Annotated in this window: 11 protein-coding genes and 1 pseudogene; 6 read left to right on the plus strand and 6 right to left on the minus strand. The window is 35.6% G+C overall.

The features are described 5' to 3' along the window. Window positions 1–5: 5 nt before the first annotated feature. Window positions 6–812, minus strand: coding sequence for an ADP-ribosylglycohydrolase family protein (locus tag ACOWPH_RS11990; protein ID WP_015215610.1), 807 nt, complete (start codon window positions 810–812; stop codon window positions 6–8). Window positions 813–1,488: 676 nt separating this feature from the next. Here ACOWPH_RS11990 and ACOWPH_RS11995 point away from each other — a divergent pair. Then, complete coding sequence (locus tag ACOWPH_RS11995) at window positions 1,489–2,571, plus strand: class I fructose-bisphosphate aldolase (RefSeq protein ID WP_015215611.1); 1,083 nt, start codon at window positions 1,489–1,491, stop codon at window positions 2,569–2,571. Window positions 2,572–2,725: 154 nt separating this feature from the next. Here ACOWPH_RS11995 and ACOWPH_RS12000 read toward each other — a convergent pair whose 3' ends face one another. Together ACOWPH_RS12000 and ACOWPH_RS12005 are read right to left on the minus strand one after the other, a co-directional pair. Continuing rightward, entirely contained in the window at window positions 2,726–3,718 is a 993-nt protein-coding gene (locus ACOWPH_RS12000) for a serine/threonine protein kinase (RefSeq protein ID WP_042465144.1), read from the minus strand. A 180-nt stretch (window positions 3,719–3,898) separates the two neighbouring features. Further along, window positions 3,899–4,786 carry an alpha/beta fold hydrolase gene (locus ACOWPH_RS12005; RefSeq protein WP_015215613.1) on the minus strand — a complete coding sequence of 296 codons (888 nt, stop codon included), beginning with the start codon at window positions 4,784–4,786 and terminating at the stop codon, window positions 3,899–3,901. A gap of 194 nt (window positions 4,787–4,980) precedes the next feature. Here ACOWPH_RS12005 and ACOWPH_RS12010 point away from each other — a divergent pair, with 194 nt between their 5' ends. Further along, window positions 4,981–6,498: an S-layer homology domain-containing protein gene (locus tag ACOWPH_RS12010; RefSeq protein WP_015215614.1), complete on the plus strand. Its 1,518-nt coding sequence runs from the start codon at window positions 4,981–4,983 to the stop codon at window positions 6,496–6,498. A 24-nt stretch (window positions 6,499–6,522) separates the two neighbouring features. Here ACOWPH_RS12010 and ACOWPH_RS12015 read toward each other — a convergent pair whose 3' ends face one another. Next, window positions 6,523–7,530 (minus strand): mechanosensitive ion channel family protein, encoded by a 1,008-nt coding sequence (locus ACOWPH_RS12015; RefSeq protein ID WP_015215615.1) that lies wholly within the window; start codon window positions 7,528–7,530, stop codon window positions 6,523–6,525. A 492-nt stretch (window positions 7,531–8,022) separates the two neighbouring features. Between ACOWPH_RS12015 and ACOWPH_RS12020 the strand changes: the two genes are divergently transcribed. Genes ACOWPH_RS12020 through ACOWPH_RS12030 form a run of 3 tightly spaced genes read left to right on the plus strand, consistent with a single transcriptional unit; the run spans window position 8,023 to window position 15,145 of the window. After that, window positions 8,023–8,940 (plus strand): histone deacetylase family protein, encoded by a 918-nt coding sequence (locus ACOWPH_RS12020; RefSeq protein WP_015215616.1) that lies wholly within the window; start codon window positions 8,023–8,025, stop codon window positions 8,938–8,940. Between the two features lie 57 nt (window positions 8,941–8,997). Further along, window positions 8,998–13,314 (plus strand): AAA domain-containing protein, encoded by a 4,317-nt coding sequence (locus ACOWPH_RS12025; protein WP_015215617.1) that lies wholly within the window; start codon window positions 8,998–9,000, stop codon window positions 13,312–13,314. Then, a complete protein-coding gene (locus ACOWPH_RS12030) occupies window positions 13,298–15,145 on the plus strand; it encodes a hypothetical protein (protein ID WP_015215618.1) in 1,848 nt (615 codons plus the stop codon). The genes ACOWPH_RS12025 and ACOWPH_RS12030 overlap by 17 nt, the downstream gene beginning before the upstream one ends. Here the strand turns inward: ACOWPH_RS12030 and ACOWPH_RS12035 are convergent. Both ACOWPH_RS12035 and ACOWPH_RS12040 read right to left on the minus strand, forming a co-directional pair. After that, window positions 15,142–15,837: a C40 family peptidase gene (locus ACOWPH_RS12035; RefSeq protein WP_015215619.1), complete on the minus strand. Its 696-nt coding sequence runs from the start codon at window positions 15,835–15,837 to the stop codon at window positions 15,142–15,144. The genes ACOWPH_RS12030 and ACOWPH_RS12035 overlap by 4 nt on opposite strands. Before the next feature lie 183 nt (window positions 15,838–16,020). Beyond that, window positions 16,021–16,920 (minus strand): annotated as a pseudogene (locus ACOWPH_RS12040) (ISL3 family transposase); the annotation flags it as partial. A 203-nt stretch (window positions 16,921–17,123) separates the two neighbouring features. Between ACOWPH_RS12040 and ACOWPH_RS12045 the strand changes: the two are divergent. Further along, the gene (locus tag ACOWPH_RS12045; RefSeq protein WP_015215621.1) at window positions 17,124–17,912 is read left to right on the plus strand and encodes a DUF874 family protein; all 789 of its coding nucleotides are present in this window, start codon (window positions 17,124–17,126) and stop codon (window positions 17,910–17,912) included. The last annotated feature ends 5 nt before the right edge of the window (window positions 17,913–17,917 follow it).

The raw sequence follows: 17,917 nt of genomic DNA on the forward strand, positions 1-17,917 counted from the left end.
ATACCCTATGCGTAATATTGAGACATAAACTTATCAGTAATAGTCCAGAGATGATCATCTAATTTAGTAAAAATCCATTCTGCAATATCTTCTGGAACACCACTATAAAATGGTTCGGCAATACTACCTGTAATACAAGCAATAGTGCCACTGTCTCCACCAATAGAAATAGCGTTACGAATTGCATCTTCAAAATCAGTTGATTCTAAAAAAGCAATAATTGCTTGAGGAACAGAACCTTGACAGGACATATCATATTCATAACTAGGTCTAATTTCGTCTAAGGTTTGCTCTAAGTTATAACCAAAAGTCTTTTGGATATAGGATTTGATGGTAGTTTTATCATGGCCAGTACGGGCTAAAAAGATAGATGCGGCTGTTGCTTGTGCGCCTTTAATACCTTCAGGGTGGTCATGGGTAACTTCTGCACAATGTTTTGCTTCTTCTAAGACAATATCTAGGTTATCAAATGCAGATGCTATGGGACTAACACGCATAGCTGAACCATTACCCCAACTATTGTACGGTTCGGTACTACCGGAATCTGCCCATTTCATAAAGTGATTACCATAATTAGCATGGGGATATTCACCGTAATAAGATTTGAATTGCTGAATATATTGGAATTTATCAATATACTTGGTTTTGTCAGGGAATTCGTCTGCGTTGAGAATAACTTCTGCCACTGCCAGGGTTAATATTGTATCATCGGTGAAATGACATCTATCATCGAAAAGGGGAAAGTCCTTAGTTTTAATATTGTTAAACTCATAGATTGAGCCAATAATATCACCTGCGATCGCACCCAGCATACTTAATCTCCAAGCTGTAAATAATATTTAAGTTAGTTTTTCCAGATTGATAACAGCGTTTCTGGTTCTTTTTCCCCAGAATGCTGACTCTTAACTAGTAAAACATTACCTCCAGACTAATGCACCTGCAAATTCCCTGACTGAATAGGTGCAATATACACTAAATACTTCTCACTCAGGACTAGCTTCACTAATACGTGTAACCGGAATTTCTGGACTAAAAATTACTCTGGCTTGCGTATTTTCTCTTGCACTTCTCTTGGTATTTTATAACGAGTTGTAGCAAGTAATAATACCATAATATCTGTCTGTTTTACAGTAAGGATTCAGGACACAGAATGTTTGATATGGCAGGGAACAGGTAACGGAAGAGAAAAATATTCTTCTTTCTTCCTTTTTCCTTCCTTCTCCTGACTCCTGACTCCTAATTTGGGTAAAACTTCTAGAAAATTGCTGCTTTTTTTCCATTAAAAAAATATGGATTAGATATAGATGCCGATAGGCTTCCTGCTGGTCACTCACTGCAAAGATGCAAAAGAAGAATAATATATGTCTATAGATAGTGGGCAAAATTATAATTCAATATATCAAATAGTATTAGTGTCTAAGAAATAAATTTTTTACTGTACAGGTTAAAAAATAGACTTTGACTACCCATAAAAATTACCTAAATCCCATGACGACAACTCTCTTAGAAGCTAATTCCATTGAGTCATTGCTGGGGAAGGAAGCTGAAGATCTACTGACATATAAAGCCAAGGTTTCTTCAGATTTGCTACATTTGCCTGGTGCGGATTTTATAGATAGAGTTTGGCTAAATAGCGATCGCACTCCGCGTGTCTTGAAAAACCTACAACAAATCTATTCTACAGGAAGATTGGCCAATACAGGCTATCTCTCCATTCTCCCTGTAGACCAAGGAATTGAACACTCAGCCGGGGCTTCATTTGCACCTAATCCTATTTATTTTGACCCGGAAAACATTATCAAGTTAGCAATCGAAGCAGGTTGTAATGCTGTCGCTACTACAGTGGGGGTATTAGGCAATGTTGCCCGTAAATATGCTCACAAAATCCCTTTTATTGCGAAAATAAATCACAATGAATTGTTGACTTATCCCAATCAATTTAACCAAATTATGTTTGCTGATGTTTGGCAAGCTTGGAATTTGGGGGCAACAGCAGTGGGGGCAACAATTTATTTTGGTTCAGAAAAATCTAGTCGCCAAATTCAGGAAGTCAGTCATGCATTTAAAAATGCCCATGAATTGGGTATGGCAACAGTACTTTGGTGTTATTTGAGAAATAACAATTTTAAACAAGATCAAGATTATCATTTAGCTGCTGATTTAACTGGACAAGCTAATCATTTAGGTGTAAGTCTTGAAGCTGATATCATTAAACAAAAATTACCAGAATGCAATAATGGTTATGGGGCAATTGCTAAAGCGACTGGTAACAGTTATGGTAAAACTGATGAGCGAGTTTACACAGAATTAACAACAGACAACCCTATAGATTTAACTCGTTATCAAGTATTAAATTGCTACGCTGGACGAGTAGGATTAATTAATTCTGGTGGTGCTTCTGGTAAAAATGATTTTGCGGAAGCTGTACGAACTGCTGTAATTAATAAACGTGCTGGAGGTACAGGTTTAATTTCTGGAAGGAAGAGTTTTCAGCGTCCATTTGCAGAAGGTGTAAAGCTATTTCACGCTATTCAAGATGTTTATTTGTCCCCTGATGTAACTATAGCTTAAGAGAACATCAAAAACAAAATCATCCAATCTTGTGGGATGGGCATCCTGCCCGTCCTTGTATTATTAGCAGGCTTTTCGTCCTGCACCACAAGAAATGTTGGAATATTTTTTGATTTACAAATCTCTTCCCCTTTACTAATCACCAATTACCCAGTTAATTACTCTTAGGAAAATTTTCTATTTTCATCGAATTAGCAGCACCACCAGGTTGAGAAACCATTAAATTTGTTCCCAGTATAGCTAAAATGCCCATAGCGGCTAACCCTAATATAATTATATTTTTTCTCTGATGTATTGCGGCTACTAAATTATCTAACTTTTTGCCAGAAGCCAGCACCTGAATTGGTTTGAGTGCTTCTAAAGCATCCGCAGCATTAGGATAACGACGCTTGGAATTAGGTTCTACCATTTTCTTTAACCATAATCCAAAATGCAGGCTAATATGGGGAACTAATTTCTGAAAATCAATGCGATATTTATCATCAATTAATTTTCCGATATCCGCAGCACTAGTATTAGTGAGTAAGCAAATTAATGTTGCACCTAAACTATATAAATCTGAGGCTTGGGTCAACACATAACCAAGTTGTTCTTCTGGTGGCATAAAGCCAGGACTACCTGCAACCAAAGTACTTAACTCTGTTTTTCCATCTTGTACACGTGCTAAACCAAAATCAACTAGATAAACATTTAATTGCTGATCTACTAAAATATTTTCTGGTTTGATATCTCGATGGATTATACCAGGACATTGCTGTTGTAAATAAACTAAAATTTCTAAAATAGACAAAGCGATTTGCTTGATTTCTTCAGGGTGAAAGCAGCGTTTTAATCCTAATGATGGAGCATTTTTATATTCTTGTACTAAGTAAAAAAATCCTGGTTTGGCAAAAGAATCTATATAATGAGGGATGCGGGGATGATTCAATTGTTGCAAAAGTTCAATCTCTTGTTCATAAGCTTTCACCCCAGACCAATTAGCAGTCATCTTCGCAAAACAAAATTCTTTAATAACTACTTTTTGTTGAGATTTCAGACTATTGGCTAAATAAGTAATGCGTCCTCCTTCTGGGTTACGTCCTAATTCTCGAATTACTTGATACCCAACTTTAGAAAAATCGGCATCGTGATTGACATCAAACTCCATCATACAACACACATAATGTGGATTTTGTCAAGATGCAATTGAAAGGAAGTACCCTATCCTAGCTGATTAGGAATTAGGTAATCGGTAATCCTTGACTCTAATTACTAAATACCAATTACCAATTACCAATCCCAGACTTTTTAGCTGTGTTTTACCCTTTTTCTGGGTTTGAACGCGAAATTATGCCTTTTGCGCTAACCAATCGACAATTTGAGCATTGACAACATCTGGAATTTCATCATGGGGACAATGACCTGCACCAGGAATAGGTACAATTTTAATATCTTGGCCATTTTCTCGCGCTTCTTCGTAAATCTTAGCGCCAGTGATGGGTGTCCAAGGATCATCAGCACCCCAAATCACTAGTAAAGGCAATTTTACCTTAAGCAATAATTCATCGGGTGTAGGCCCAGGTGGTGCTGTGAGGATGGAAGCGAAAACTTGTTGTGCGCCTGGATCACAGGATGGTGTATAAAGTAAATCGACTAGTTCATCGGTGACTGCATTGCGATCGCTATATACTTGATACAATGTCCGGCGAATTTGCGATTTTTGGCGAATGCGGTTAAAGACGAATTTACCAGTCATTTGGTTAGCGACTAACTTATTAAAAGTTCCCATGACGATTCTGAGAACTGGGTTCAATTCATGGGGACGGTGACTCAATCCACCGGCAGAGTTGATTAACACACCCCCAGAGGCAATTTCAGGATATTCTGCCAGAACGATTAAACTCAAAAGTGCGCCAATGGAATTGCCAATAAATACGGCAGGTTCTTGGATATGTGCAGTCCAGAAATCTTTTAATAGTTCTACCCACACTTCCATGCTATATTCAATAGCTGCTTTATCAGAACCACCAAACCCCAACAAATCCACAGCAAACACCCGATAACCAGCATCAGCTAAAACAGGGATATTTTTACGCCAGTGACCAATAGAAGCGCCAAAACCGTGAATTAGTACCAAAGGCTGACCGCTACCCATCACAGTATATTGAATTTTGTAATCTCGCCAAGTCCAAAGCTGTTTTTCTAATGTTGGTGACTGCTGGATTGATATCGTCATTAGTAAAGATTCCTAAAGTATTATTTCTTTATGGTAATACTCCTAGCATTCTCGACAAAACATTATGGAAAAAGCTATATATGACGTACACTATCACCTGTAAGTTTCACCTAGATCAAAAAAATTAATCAGTTAAGCAAGCTGATTGCCTACTTAACATTCTAGGTGAATTGATACGGTGTGAAACAAATACCATGATTCTAAGTAAATTAACTCATTTTAGGAAAGTAGCTATTGCCGCAGTCTCTATGATAGCGTTGTCGCCAATACATTCTACTTTGGCAGCATCAGATTTATCTGCTACAGTCCCATCAGAGTTTAGTAATTATAATCAGCAGCTTTTAACACAAAAAACTATTAGTGAGGAAGTAGATACAGATAGTACAACAAATATTCCAGGGGAAACTGTAACTACTACTACTTCTGTCAAAAGGGAAAAATCAGGTTTTACTCTGGCTATTTGGCAACCCGGTGGGACGATTTCCGAAGTGATTGCCCGCGTTTCTATTAAAGGTAAGCATGGCAACAAATATTACAAAGAAAGATTTTTAGGTGACTATAAGTATAAAATCAAACAAAAGGCCAAGTTTATAAATGGGTTTAAATTGGGCGATCGCATCGTCGTTAGATTATATGATAACACAAACCGCTTTATTGGCTACACAGAATTTGCGTGTTTACCCGGTCACACAGCAATAAACTTGATTTTATCTGCCAACCCCAAAGAATATCAAGTAGTTCGTGTTTTTTATGGCGTTGATGACAATGAAGATAGCATTGTTGACACTAACACCACCAGCTACGATTACTTCACCCAAGTTAGTAACCAAAAAGTTACCTTCCTCAAAAGTTCAGAAAATATCAATATTACCCAGTACCAAGCCGCAGGATTTGCCAAAGTTGCCACAACCGGCGTTTATCCTGTATCTTTTACCGAAGGTGATTTTGCTTTAGCAGGTAAATCCATTAATATCGTTGATTCTAACTTAGCCAAAGCCTTAACTGCTGTTCCTGGTAGCTTGGTGCAGTTAACTCAACTCAGCAACAACTCCACATATCAACTCAGCCAATTGTTGAGTAAATATCGCCAAGTAGGTGTAGCGAAGGATATCAAAGTATCATTTTCTGATATTTCCAAAGACTACTGGGCTAAAGATTATATCGCCGAATTAGCCGCAATGGAAATTATTGACGGTTTCCCTGATGGTACATTCCGCCCTAACGCACCAGTGACACGCGCTCAATTAGCTGCCCTATTGCAAAAAATCTTTATTAAAAGTAAAGTCAGAAATGCGATCGCATTTAGAGATATACCCAAAGGATATTGGGCTGAAAATGCCATCCGCGAAACCTATGAAATGGGCTTTTTCACCACCCTTGGCAGCAAAAACTTCAACCCCACACAAAAGCTCACCCGCCTAGATATTTTGATAACCTTAGCCAAGGGATTAAATTATCAATTCACCGGTTCTACAAAAAATATCTTATCCATTTATAGCGATGCTTCTAGCATCCAAAACGAACATCGTAATTTAATAGCTGCGATAACACAAAATGGTGTCGTTGTCAATTATCCCAATAGAAAATTGCTGAATGGGAAAAAAGTCGCCACCAGAGCAGAAGTCTGTGCTTTATTATATAGAGCGATGGTTAGTGCTGGCGAAGTAGCAGACTTTGCATCAAAATACACTATTCAACCAATCAGGGAATAAAAATAACGACAACAAGAAAACTGTTTAGCTTTCATGCATATAAACATTTCTGACAGGAAAAGGAATTTGAATTCCTTCTAGCTGATAGCGCTTGTGCAACTTCTTCACAAATAGATGTTTACCAATTCTCTGGTCAAAAAACTCACTTACACGCATATAAAGAGTAAAATCAATACTAAAATCATTAAACGTGTGAAATCTCATATACGGTTCATTCTGAAGTAATTCCGGTGCAATTTCTTTCATCACTTCTTTAGCAACTTCTACTGTTACCCTTTCGACTAATTCCAAATCGCTATCGTAACTAACACCCACATTGATTGTTAAAGTAATTTCTTTAGCAGGGAGATGATAATTAGTAAAAATAGCCGAAGCCAACTTAGAATTAGGGACAATAATCACATTATTTGAAATTTCCTTAATCGTTGTATTTCGCCATGTAATATCAGTAACATAACCTTGATTACCATCATCTAACTTCACATAATCACCAGTTCTTACTTGCTGAGAAATAAGTAAATAAAAACCAGAAAATAAATTTGCCAAAGTATCTTGAAGTGCTAAACCTACCGCCAAGCCTCCAATCCCTAACGTCGTAATTATCGGCGTAATTTGAATACCTACAGTTTGTAAAAGGATTAATGTTCCTAAAATTAAAACCGCAATTTTAGCAAGATTAGACAGTAGTGATGTCGGAACTCCTTCTGTTCTGCGAACTGATAAACTCACAAAACCAGATGTTAATCTAGCTAAGACTAAAGTCACTGAATACAGCAAAATTATGGTGAGAATTTTTTGCAGAACGTTAGCAATATCTGGCTTGAGAGGAGAACTGAGAATAGCCCAAAAAAAGCCTGCAATTACAAACCATATAAACGTCATTCTGTGCAGTGATTGGAATATAATTTCACTGCCAGGAATTTGTCTATTAGAAACAAACATTTTCAATTTTTTGAAAAAAACTTTCTCGCCAATTAATCCAGCAAATAATCCAGCTAGAATAAATCCAAGGGGTATAATCCATTCGATCATAATTGATTGAAAATTGAGAACTTAAAATTAAGATAACAGCAATAATATAATTATGGTGGCTAAATTTTACCTTGTTACTTTCCAGACAATCTACGAATATGCTGTTTCAGCAAAGTAATTTATATTTCCAGAACTTACGCATTGACAAAATCTATCAAATATGGAATATGAACTATGAATTTTATCTTTTGTGCGGTGAACTAGCGCTGTAGGCGGTTTTCCCACCGTAGGTGACTATCCGAAGGAGGAGAGGATTGGAGGTGGAGTTCTTGTATCTCACTCAACCGACAACCGCTATAGTAGTAGACTATTGAAAAAAAGATATGGTACATTATTATTCGGTACAAGACTTACATAAAAAGCTATCTTTGTAATTTTTAAGATAAATAAATTATTTTTATATTAAAAACAATCTACCCCCAGACTGATATTTTCCACTTATCTTGACTAAATTGTTTACCTAAAAATATATCGGTGTAACTCACCTTAGTAATGGATTTACCAATTGTTTACCATCTAGATTATATTGCTCCTTTACCCCTAGGGCATCGTTTCCCGATGTCTAAATTCAGTCAACTCCATGAATTGCTGTTAGCTGACAGAGTAGCACATTCAGAACAGTTTCACATTCCTGAACGTCCACAAACAGAATTAATTGAATTAGTTCACACCCCCAACTATGTACAAGCTTACTGTCAGGGAACCTTAGAATCAAAAGCACAGCGACGCATTGGTTTACCCTGGAGTCCAGCTTTGGTGAATCGTACCTGCGTGGCTTTAGGTGGGACAATACTAACGGCTCAATTAGCACTAAATCATGGTTTAGCTTGTAATACTGCTGGTGGAACTCATCATGCTTTTCCTGACTATGGATCTGGTTTTTGTATTTTCAACGACTTAGCAGTTGCTTCCCGTGTTATCCAAAAATTAGGGCTTGCTAAAAACATTTTAATTGTCGATTTAGATGTACATCAAGGAGATGGAACAGCCTTTATTTTTCACAATGACAATAGCGTTTTTACCTTTTCCATGCACTGTGAAGACAACTTCCCTGGCACAAAACAAAAAAGTGATTTAGATATTCCCTTACCATTAGGAATGGAAGATGAAGCTTATTTGCAAACATTAGCAAATTATCTCCCCGATCTATTATCACAAATAAAACCAGATTTAGTATTTTATGATGCTGGCGTTGATACCCATATAAACGATAAACTAGGTAAACTAGCCTTAACAGACACAGGAATTTTTCGGCGAGAAATGCAAGTTTTAAATACCTGTGTCAGCGCAGGTTATCCCGTCGCTTGCGTTATCGGTGGTGGTTATGCAGAAGATATGAAATCCCTAGTTTGGAGACACTCCTTATTACATCGAGCCGCCAGTCAAACCTATCACCAATTTCATCTTTAACGCCAAAAAACAAACTCTTCTCTACGACTCTGCGTGAAAAAAAATCCAGGAGTATTCATGCCAACTTTACCAAACAATCAAAAATCAGAAACCTGGGGATACACCTTACTAAACTCTACAATTGATAGTTTAATTCGTAACTTTGAAGGTCAATCAACAGTAGAATTATACCCCGAATTTCGAGAACGACGAGAACGCGCCCATGAATTAATATTTGAATGTGTCGGTAAAAAATCTTGCTTATTTTATATTCGTCGTCAAGGTTCGGGAAAAGATCCAGGAGAAGAAATTTGGGACTTAACAATAGCCACAGATGAAAGTGAATTTGAATTACCAAAAAGACTAAAAGAACTGAGAAAAACCCTAGGATTTAGAGCAGCAGTCCAAAAAAATGGAACTGGCGGTTTAAAAATTCTCTCAGCTTATTTATTACAACCTTCACGAGGACAAGGTGATGGCTATGCCCTACCTTTACGCTTACAATTAGTCCCCAATCATCATCATCCTTCCGCTATTCCACCCAAGGTATTAGCACAAATAGCAACCATGCCAGTTTGTGGTCATCATGTACCCACAGAAGAACAACTACAAGCATGGAAAGCATTTTTAAAAGTTGAAGAACGCATTGCTAAAGCACGGCAATTTTGTGTGGTTTTTGTCAATTACAAGTACAGTAATAATAAAAAGCAAATCGCTTTTGAGATAAATTTGAACTCAGCCACTCTTGACGGTTCTGAAGAAAATTATTTAGATGTAGAAAATTTTTGGGAACGAGTGAAACAGGCAAAAAACCAAGATATCAAATTTTCTGACACCGTTCCTAGCGAAAGAAATCGTCGCAGTAGTCGTCAATTAGGAACTATTGAAAAAATTGATCAAAAATATAATATTATTCATATTAGACTAGAACGCGATTTGGTTGAATATATAGCAGCGGGTAATTATCAACTTCCTGGAACTGGATATTTATTTTTTGATGCTGCTGGTGATATAAAACAAATTGAACGCAAAGAAAAAGCCTTGGAACAATTAAGACAAGGACGCACTCAAAATCCTTATTTAGGTAACTTCTTATTTGATGCTTCTCAAGCCAGATCTATTAAAAAAACTGTCAAAATTAAATCACAAGATTTGTTATTATCTGCTGCAAATCCAGGTCAAAAAGCATCTGTAGAAAAGGTACTAGCCGCAGATGATTTAGTTTTGATTCAAGGGCCACCAGGGACAGGTAAAACTACGGTAATTGCTGAAATTTGCTATCAAGTAGCCTTGCGGGGTGGACGCACATTAATTACTTCTCAGGCTAATTTAGCAGTTGATAATGCTTTAAGCAGATTAGTTCATAACCCTGTAATTCGGGCTGTACGCAAGGGAAGAGCCGAAAAAGTTGGAGAAGAAGGACAGCCATTTTTAGAAGATCAAGTAATTGGCAGATGGCTAGAAAATACCGCTACTGACTGTGAAAATAATCTCGCTCAACGTCAAGAAAATATCAAAATATTTACTCAATTATTAGCATCATCAACACGTTTTAAAGCTTATCTTGAATCTGAAGAAGAATTTAATCACAAACAAAATGAATCAAAATTAGAAAAAGAAAATTTAAAGGAAATCTGTCAAATTCAAGAAATAGCTTATCAGGAAAGTTTAGTAAATCAAAATAAAATTGAATCTCTCAAGATTGGATTAAAGAATCTGCTCAAAAATGTCCCAGTAAACTGGGATTCAGCAGAAGTTAAAGATTTTTTACCCTGTCTGCAACCATATACAAAAAATATTCATCAAGTAGAAAGTTTCCGGGAAAATGTTTGTCAAGCTATTAAATATGTAGATGAACTTGGCTTTGTTCGTCCTGCGCGTGGTGCATTTGGGTTAGCAGCTTGGTTAAGTGAAACAGTAGCAACTGAAATTGATGAATTAAAAAAAATATTTAGTTATGCTGATGACGTAATTGTAACTATGTCAGAATTAACCACATTAGTACAGGCTTTCAAAAAAGATTCTACATATTTGCATCAATTACAAACAGAGTATCAGCAATTTCTAAATAAGGATAAAAGTCTACAGCCAACAATTCAACTATGGGAAAATCGCAAGCGAGAAATTGATTATATTATCGAAGCAGTTATCGAATGGAAATCTACAGCTTATAACAATCTGTATCAAGTTGTAAAAAACTGTCAGCAATCAGATTTACCATTAACAGATAATATGATAGATTTACCACTAGGTTTATTAATGTTTGCTAATAATTTAAAATTACCACTTGTCCCCAAAAATTATAAAATTAGCTTGCCAGATTGGAAATTATTGACAAAAGCAATATCGTATGAAATTCAAGGTAACTTCACAGATAGACGAGGTAAACAGCATAGTTTTAGTTATTTCTTACAGGAAAATTTTAGTCAAATTCCTCTAGTTCTATCAAAAAGCGATCGCACTCAATGGCAGGTAACATATCAAGAATTAAATGATTATCAACTCCTTACCTCCAAACAGCGTAAATCGTTGGTGGAAAATACCCAATCTTTTTTAACTAAACTGCAAAGAACATATGGTGCAGCTTATGAACTAGATAATATCCATTCTACTCTTACCCAAATTACACAAGAACTACTAGATATAATTCTGGCAAATTCTCGTCAATGTGTGGCAAAAGTCAAAACTGAAGCTGAACAACAACTTAATATTTTACAAAAACAACAAAACCAATTAAATGAACTGCCAAATAATGGCATTACCCAAGAACAAATATTTGCGACTCAATCTCAAGTAGAAAAAGCCAGTCAAGATGCTAATTTACAACTGGCAAGAGTTGTAAATATGTTGGAAGAACTTAACAAAAAACCTAATATACCTGCTAAATTGCGTAATCTAACTGAAAAATATCTCGCTAAACAATCAAATATTTGGGAACAACATCAAGAATTTTCCAAGCAAATAAAAATTTGTGAAAGTAATATAGTTAAACTTGAACCCTTGATTTCATCATTAGAACCAATTGCTATTTTAGAGATGATTCAAGATTCATTACATGAGGAATTAATCAAACTAAAAAAAGAAACAAAAACGGCTCAAAAGAAACTTGATAAATCACAAATTAAGCTAAATGAACTAGAACAGCAATTGCAACTCCAGATACCAGAGTCTTTAATTATAGAGCGAAATTGGTGGCAAATAACATGGCAAGAAATACCTGCTCAATTCAAGGTTAAAAATACCGAAAGTGACTTATTCAATCTAGAATTTTTAAACTTAGTCAAAGACAAGTTTGATATTTGGCAACAACAATTGCAAAATGAAGAAAATTATCTGCAAAGATATCAAAATTTTGTTCAAGATTGGATTAATAAACTACGTCAACCATCAGAACGCGATAGTAACGATTTGAGACGAATTTATTTAGACAATGCTAACGTCGTTGGTATCACTTGTGTTCAAGCTGCAAATTATAATTTTTCTGAAGAATTTCAATCTTTTGATGTTGTTATTATTGATGAAGTTAGTAAATGCACTCCCCCAGAGTTATTAATTCCCGCTTTAAAAGGTAAAAAATTAGTCATGGTGGGAGATCATCGACAATTACCACCTATGCTTGATACTAGCACCGTTGAAGAAGTTGCTCAAAAAATTGGCAATACTAGAGAAGAATTACAATTTTTAGAAGAATCATTATTTAAAAGTCAGTTTGAAACTGCTGATAATAGCATCAAACAAATGTTAAATACCCAATATCGAATGCACCCCAATATCATGGGAGCAATAAATCAATTTTATGATGGTAAATTAGAATGTGGTATTTTAGAACCTGACAGCAAACGCGCTCATCATTTAGCAGGGGAGATAATTAAACCAGAACATCATCTGATTTGGGTGAAAATGCCTAGAGAACAGGAATTTCAAGAAGAACGTTTGGGAACTTCGTTTTTTAATATCCGAGAAATTGATGTCATAGAAAATATCTGTCATCAATTTGAAAATGTATGGAGTTCTAAAGTTGCTAATGGTGAACCCAAAAAAGAAATAGCCGTAATTACATTTTATGGTTCTCAACTGCGAAAAATTGATGAACGTTTACAATCTGAAATTTTCCCTTCACTGCAAATTAGAACAGGTACAGTTGACAGATTTCAAGGAATGGAAAGACCAGTTGTAATTGTGAGTATGGTGCGTAATAATCATCAAGGAGATGTGGGATTTGCTAAAAAACCAGAACGGGTAAATGTGGCATTTTCCCGCGCTCAAGAATTATTGGTAATTGTTGGTTGTCACGATTTATTTACCAGTAAACCAGGGACAGTTGGTGGAATGTATTCAGAAGTGGCAAATATTGTCAGTCGTCATGGAGGTTTTATTGATGTTTCTTGCTTCTGATGCTAAACCTATTGATGACAATCTTAAAAATTTAGTAGATAAAATTGAAGCGCAAAGTGCTGGTTTATCAGTTTTAGCAGCGCGTCAATTACGCTATAGTCTGCGGCAAAATACTGTAGAATTAACCATCAAAGAACCACGTCAATTTAATGTACTTGAAGAATTTATTATCCGCGCTGGTATTGAGTTTGAACCTGCACCAACAGCGGACGAATTAGCATCTATACTTGGTCTTGATGCTGTATTTGTAAAAAGTACAATTTCTACTCTTCAGTCATTACAAACTTTAGCCGTAACATCACCAATTACAGTTACTACAGAAGGGCGTTTATTTTATGAAAAAGGAACTGTTCCTCAACCACCATATTCTGTACAAATTTATGCCGTCACTGATTTTTTAGGTGGTAATATTTCCTTTCAATCTGAATCTTTAAGTGATGTCACTACAAAATTACCTGATTTAGCAACTTTTGTAAATATTGAAAATAAAATCAACAATATTTCTTCTTTAACACTAGAAACAATACAGCAAATTCTTCAAGATTCAGATTTGGCGTTTCATGTACCAGAAGAAGGTAAAATAGTTACTGCTTTTAAGGTGATACCACCAACTCAAATTTTTTGGAAGACTGTATCATTATTTGTTATTTTTGATGCTTTAGAAGATAAATTGAGTATTCAACTCAGAAAAGGAAAGCAAATTTTAGAAGCGGCATCAAATTGGCTAGAATCACTACTAAATCAAGGTAAAATATCTTTACAAACATTATGTGAAGTATCAGACCAAACCATCAATTTTGAGCGTCAAGCAATTCTGAAGCAGAAAAATGAAGAAATAGAATCTAGATTAGAAAAGATTCGTCAGCAGGTGTTAGAAACTGTGCAGGAAGCAGGTACAGCAGTGCAGTTGCGCGATGGAGAAATTAATCAAGCTTTTTTAGAAGTTTTGAATTCTGCAAAAAATCAAATTCTCTTTTATTATCCTTTGATAAGTCAGGCTGTTGTCGATGATAAGTTTTTAACGCTGCTTCAAAAATTAGTTAATGGTGGTGTTGGGATTTTAATCGGTTATGGAATTGCACAACCAGAAGAAGATGAAGAAAGGCAAATACCACCCGAAGTTAAAGCAAAATTACAATCAATAAAAACACTTGAAGGTTTACCCGGTGTACAAATTTTTTGGTCAGAAAATTCTCATATAAAAGAAGTCATAGTTGATCAGCAAATTCATCTTTGTGGTTGTTATAATCAGCTTTTTTATCGTGGTGGCTATTTACCCACAGGTGAGTCAGTTTATAAAGTCACAATTCCTGAACTTGTTCAAGAAGCATATCAATTTTTTGCCAATCGCTGTCAAAATCATGCCCAAAAATTATGGGTGATTGCTGTTCAAAACTACAATTCTCAATTGGCTGTAGAGTCTCTGTGTATTTGGGGTGCTATGGGTATGGAAGAAATAGCAATCAAAGAGATAGAAGCAAATAACTGGTTGGAACTTGTACCGATTTGGTTAAATGTGGTAATTCAGAGACTAAGGGCAAAAATTTTACCCGCTGGTTTACAAACTGCATTGGTGTTGTTAAATAAGTTTTCTGGTGAAGAAATATTTATTGATTTATTGGTTCAGGGATGGCGTAGAGTGATTAGTAATATTGCTAGTCAAAATCCTCAAACTGCTGTAGACTTATTTAGCAATGGTGTATGGGAACAGTTTTTGCGTCTCCAAATAGTTCAACCAACAGAGTCGCTAGATACCTTTATATTGTCCCAAAATGAAACTCAAAAGCCTGTGAAGAAGAAAATTGCTAAAAAGAAGTTGGAACAGGGTTAATTCTGCGGTTTGTAGCACTTGATAACTCTACCAGCACCGCGCAATTGTTTATAATAAGCCTGACTAACTTGATCTCCTTGTTCCGAAAGTTGATCAATACCAATGCCATTGCGTCCTTGTTCTTTTCCTGAACTATGAATATAGCAACTATCACCCAAATACAAACCTACATGAGTTGCTTTTTGGGGAGTTCCAAAAAATATTAAATCTCCTGGCTGTAATTCAATAAAATCAATTGGTTGAGTAAAATCTTCTTGCTGATAAGCATCTCTCGGTAGCCAAACACCTACGGATTTAAATGCTGCTTGCATTAAACCAGAACAGTCATAATTGGGTGCAACTGTACCACCCCAAAGGTAATAATTATCTTCTTGTTTTGCTGCTTGAGTAAAAGCGATAACTGCGGGTATGTGTTGTTGAATTTCTGCGGCTGAGATGAATTGGGGTTGATATACTGCTTTTGTTGGTTTGAGAAACTGCAAATCTTGAACAGATAACCATCCGGGATAGTCGTCTTCACATAAACAAACTGCAACTGCTGTATCTTGATGATTTGATGTTACTCGTAAATATCTTCCTGTTGCGGCTTGGGTTGCCAAGCGGTTGCATTCAGGAGAATCGTATAGATTTAGGTCAATGTTACAGTAATATTCTTTTGTTGGAGAATGGGGAATTAGTAAGTTTAAAGACATAGGTAAATATGATTTAGATAAAAAACAATATTGTCTGAATCAGGATGCTCAGGATTTAAGGATTTTCAGGATGATATAATCAGCATTCTGTTTAATTCCTCAATCTTTATTTTGTCTGAATCAAGATTTCCAGGATTTAAGGATTTTCAGGATAATGCAATCAGCATTCTGTTTAATTCCTCAATCTTCATTTTTTATTAAGCTATATTTGCTTTTATTTAATCCTGCTAATATTCGGTCTTGCTCTGATTTATTGTCTAAAGACATGGCGGCTTTTTTTTCAGATTTACGCATAGCATCTAATTCATCATTTACTTGTTTCATTACATGAAATCTATCAGCAGTTATATTTGCATTTGGCATTAATTCTTCTACTAAACTTTTATAAGGAGACCAAAGATCGATACTCACTTCAACTATTTGCTCAAGTACCTGAGATCCCCATTTGACAACAACTTCACGTATTTCTTCTATTCTTCTTGACTTCACCAATTCAATTGGTTTACGAGTATCTAAATCTACTAGTACTGCCAAATAATTTCCTTGACCTTTCACCAAAGCAATTTCATCTATGCCTAACCTTTTACCTGACTTAAATTAATATTTAATATTTGTGATACTTGTGCTTTTAACATTGATTCAACTTCTTCATCGCTCAAGTCATTTCTTTCGGCAACACTATGAATATTACTATCTAATACTTGTGCAACTATATCTATGGCTAATCTTTTAGTATATCCTTTACTTTTATCTACAAAACTTAGCTTTTCACTAAGCGCAAAGTGCGGTCTTGGGGTCTCCCCAAGAGGAGCAACTTTGCAAGAGAAGACTTTTTTGCACTTGTTACATTTGAATTGACGGCGATTGATTTTTAACAATACTAGTTTTTTCACTCCAAGATAAATCATGAATCATTCGCCAATGATTTTGATGTATACTATGGGTGGTTTTTCCACAATCTGGACAAGTAGAATCTTTGACAGCCTTCTCTATTGTTATAATTATTTCCGCCCCAACAAGTTCTTGAAAATCTAACACTTTCATATCTGGGAGATTGAGAATTTGATCTACGCTAAATTTCATAATTATCCCTAAAAAATTTGTTTTTAATAATTATGATTATAATGATATGCTTATTCCCATATGTTTAAAACTTCGTAAACCTTTACATAGATAGACTTTTCAGCTTTTATAATTTAATTTTATCGGCATTAAATTTTAGTGATTTTATTTTTCACCATAAAAAGGACGCAAGAGCCGAAATTCTATCTTTAGGATTGTCAAGAATGTATCAAACAGATCCGCCACTTTCCCCTAAAGAAACATTACCTACAATGTATGATCTTCCTAGCGAAGACCCGGAGGAACCAGGCTTGCCAGATGAATTTCATTTGTTGCAACCACAATTATTAGCAGAAACATTCCGTCCACCAAATTATCCCACTCAAGAAATATTTACAGGCAGTGATCTGAATCTTTACTATGATTTGCGTCATCCTTCATGGTATAAACGCCCAGATTGGTTTGGAGTTTTAGGTGTACCATATCTGTACGAAAATAGAGATTTAAGATTAAGTTATGTAGTGTGGCAAGAAGGAGTAAACCCTCATATTATAGTTGAATTACTCTCACCTGGAACAGAAAAAGAAGACTTAGGGCAAGCATTAAGGAATGTTGAAAAACCTCCTGGTAAATGGGAAGTTTATGAACAAAATTTAAGAATACCCTATTACGCCATTTTTGACCGTTATAAATCTGAATTTAGAATGTTTCAGTTAAAAGGCGCTCGTTATGCTGAAATAAATTTATCAGATGATCGGGTTTGGATTTCAGAAATAGAATTAGGTTTAGGGGTGTGGCAAGGCACTTATAAAAATGTGGAAATGCCTTGGTTACGTTGGTATGATCAAGACGGTAATTGGATTTTAACCAGTACAGAAAGAGAAAGACAAAAAGCTGAACAGGAAAGGCAGAAAGCTGAACAAGAAAGGCAGAAAGCTGAACAAGAAAGGCAGAAAACAGAAAGATTAATTGCCCAACTGCGATCGCTTGGTGTTGAACCTGATTTAGATTAGATATA

The organism is Anabaena sp. PCC 7938, from assembly GCF_049315035.1.
Taxonomy (GTDB): domain Bacteria; phylum Cyanobacteriota; class Cyanobacteriia; order Cyanobacteriales; family Nostocaceae; genus Anabaena; species Anabaena cylindrica.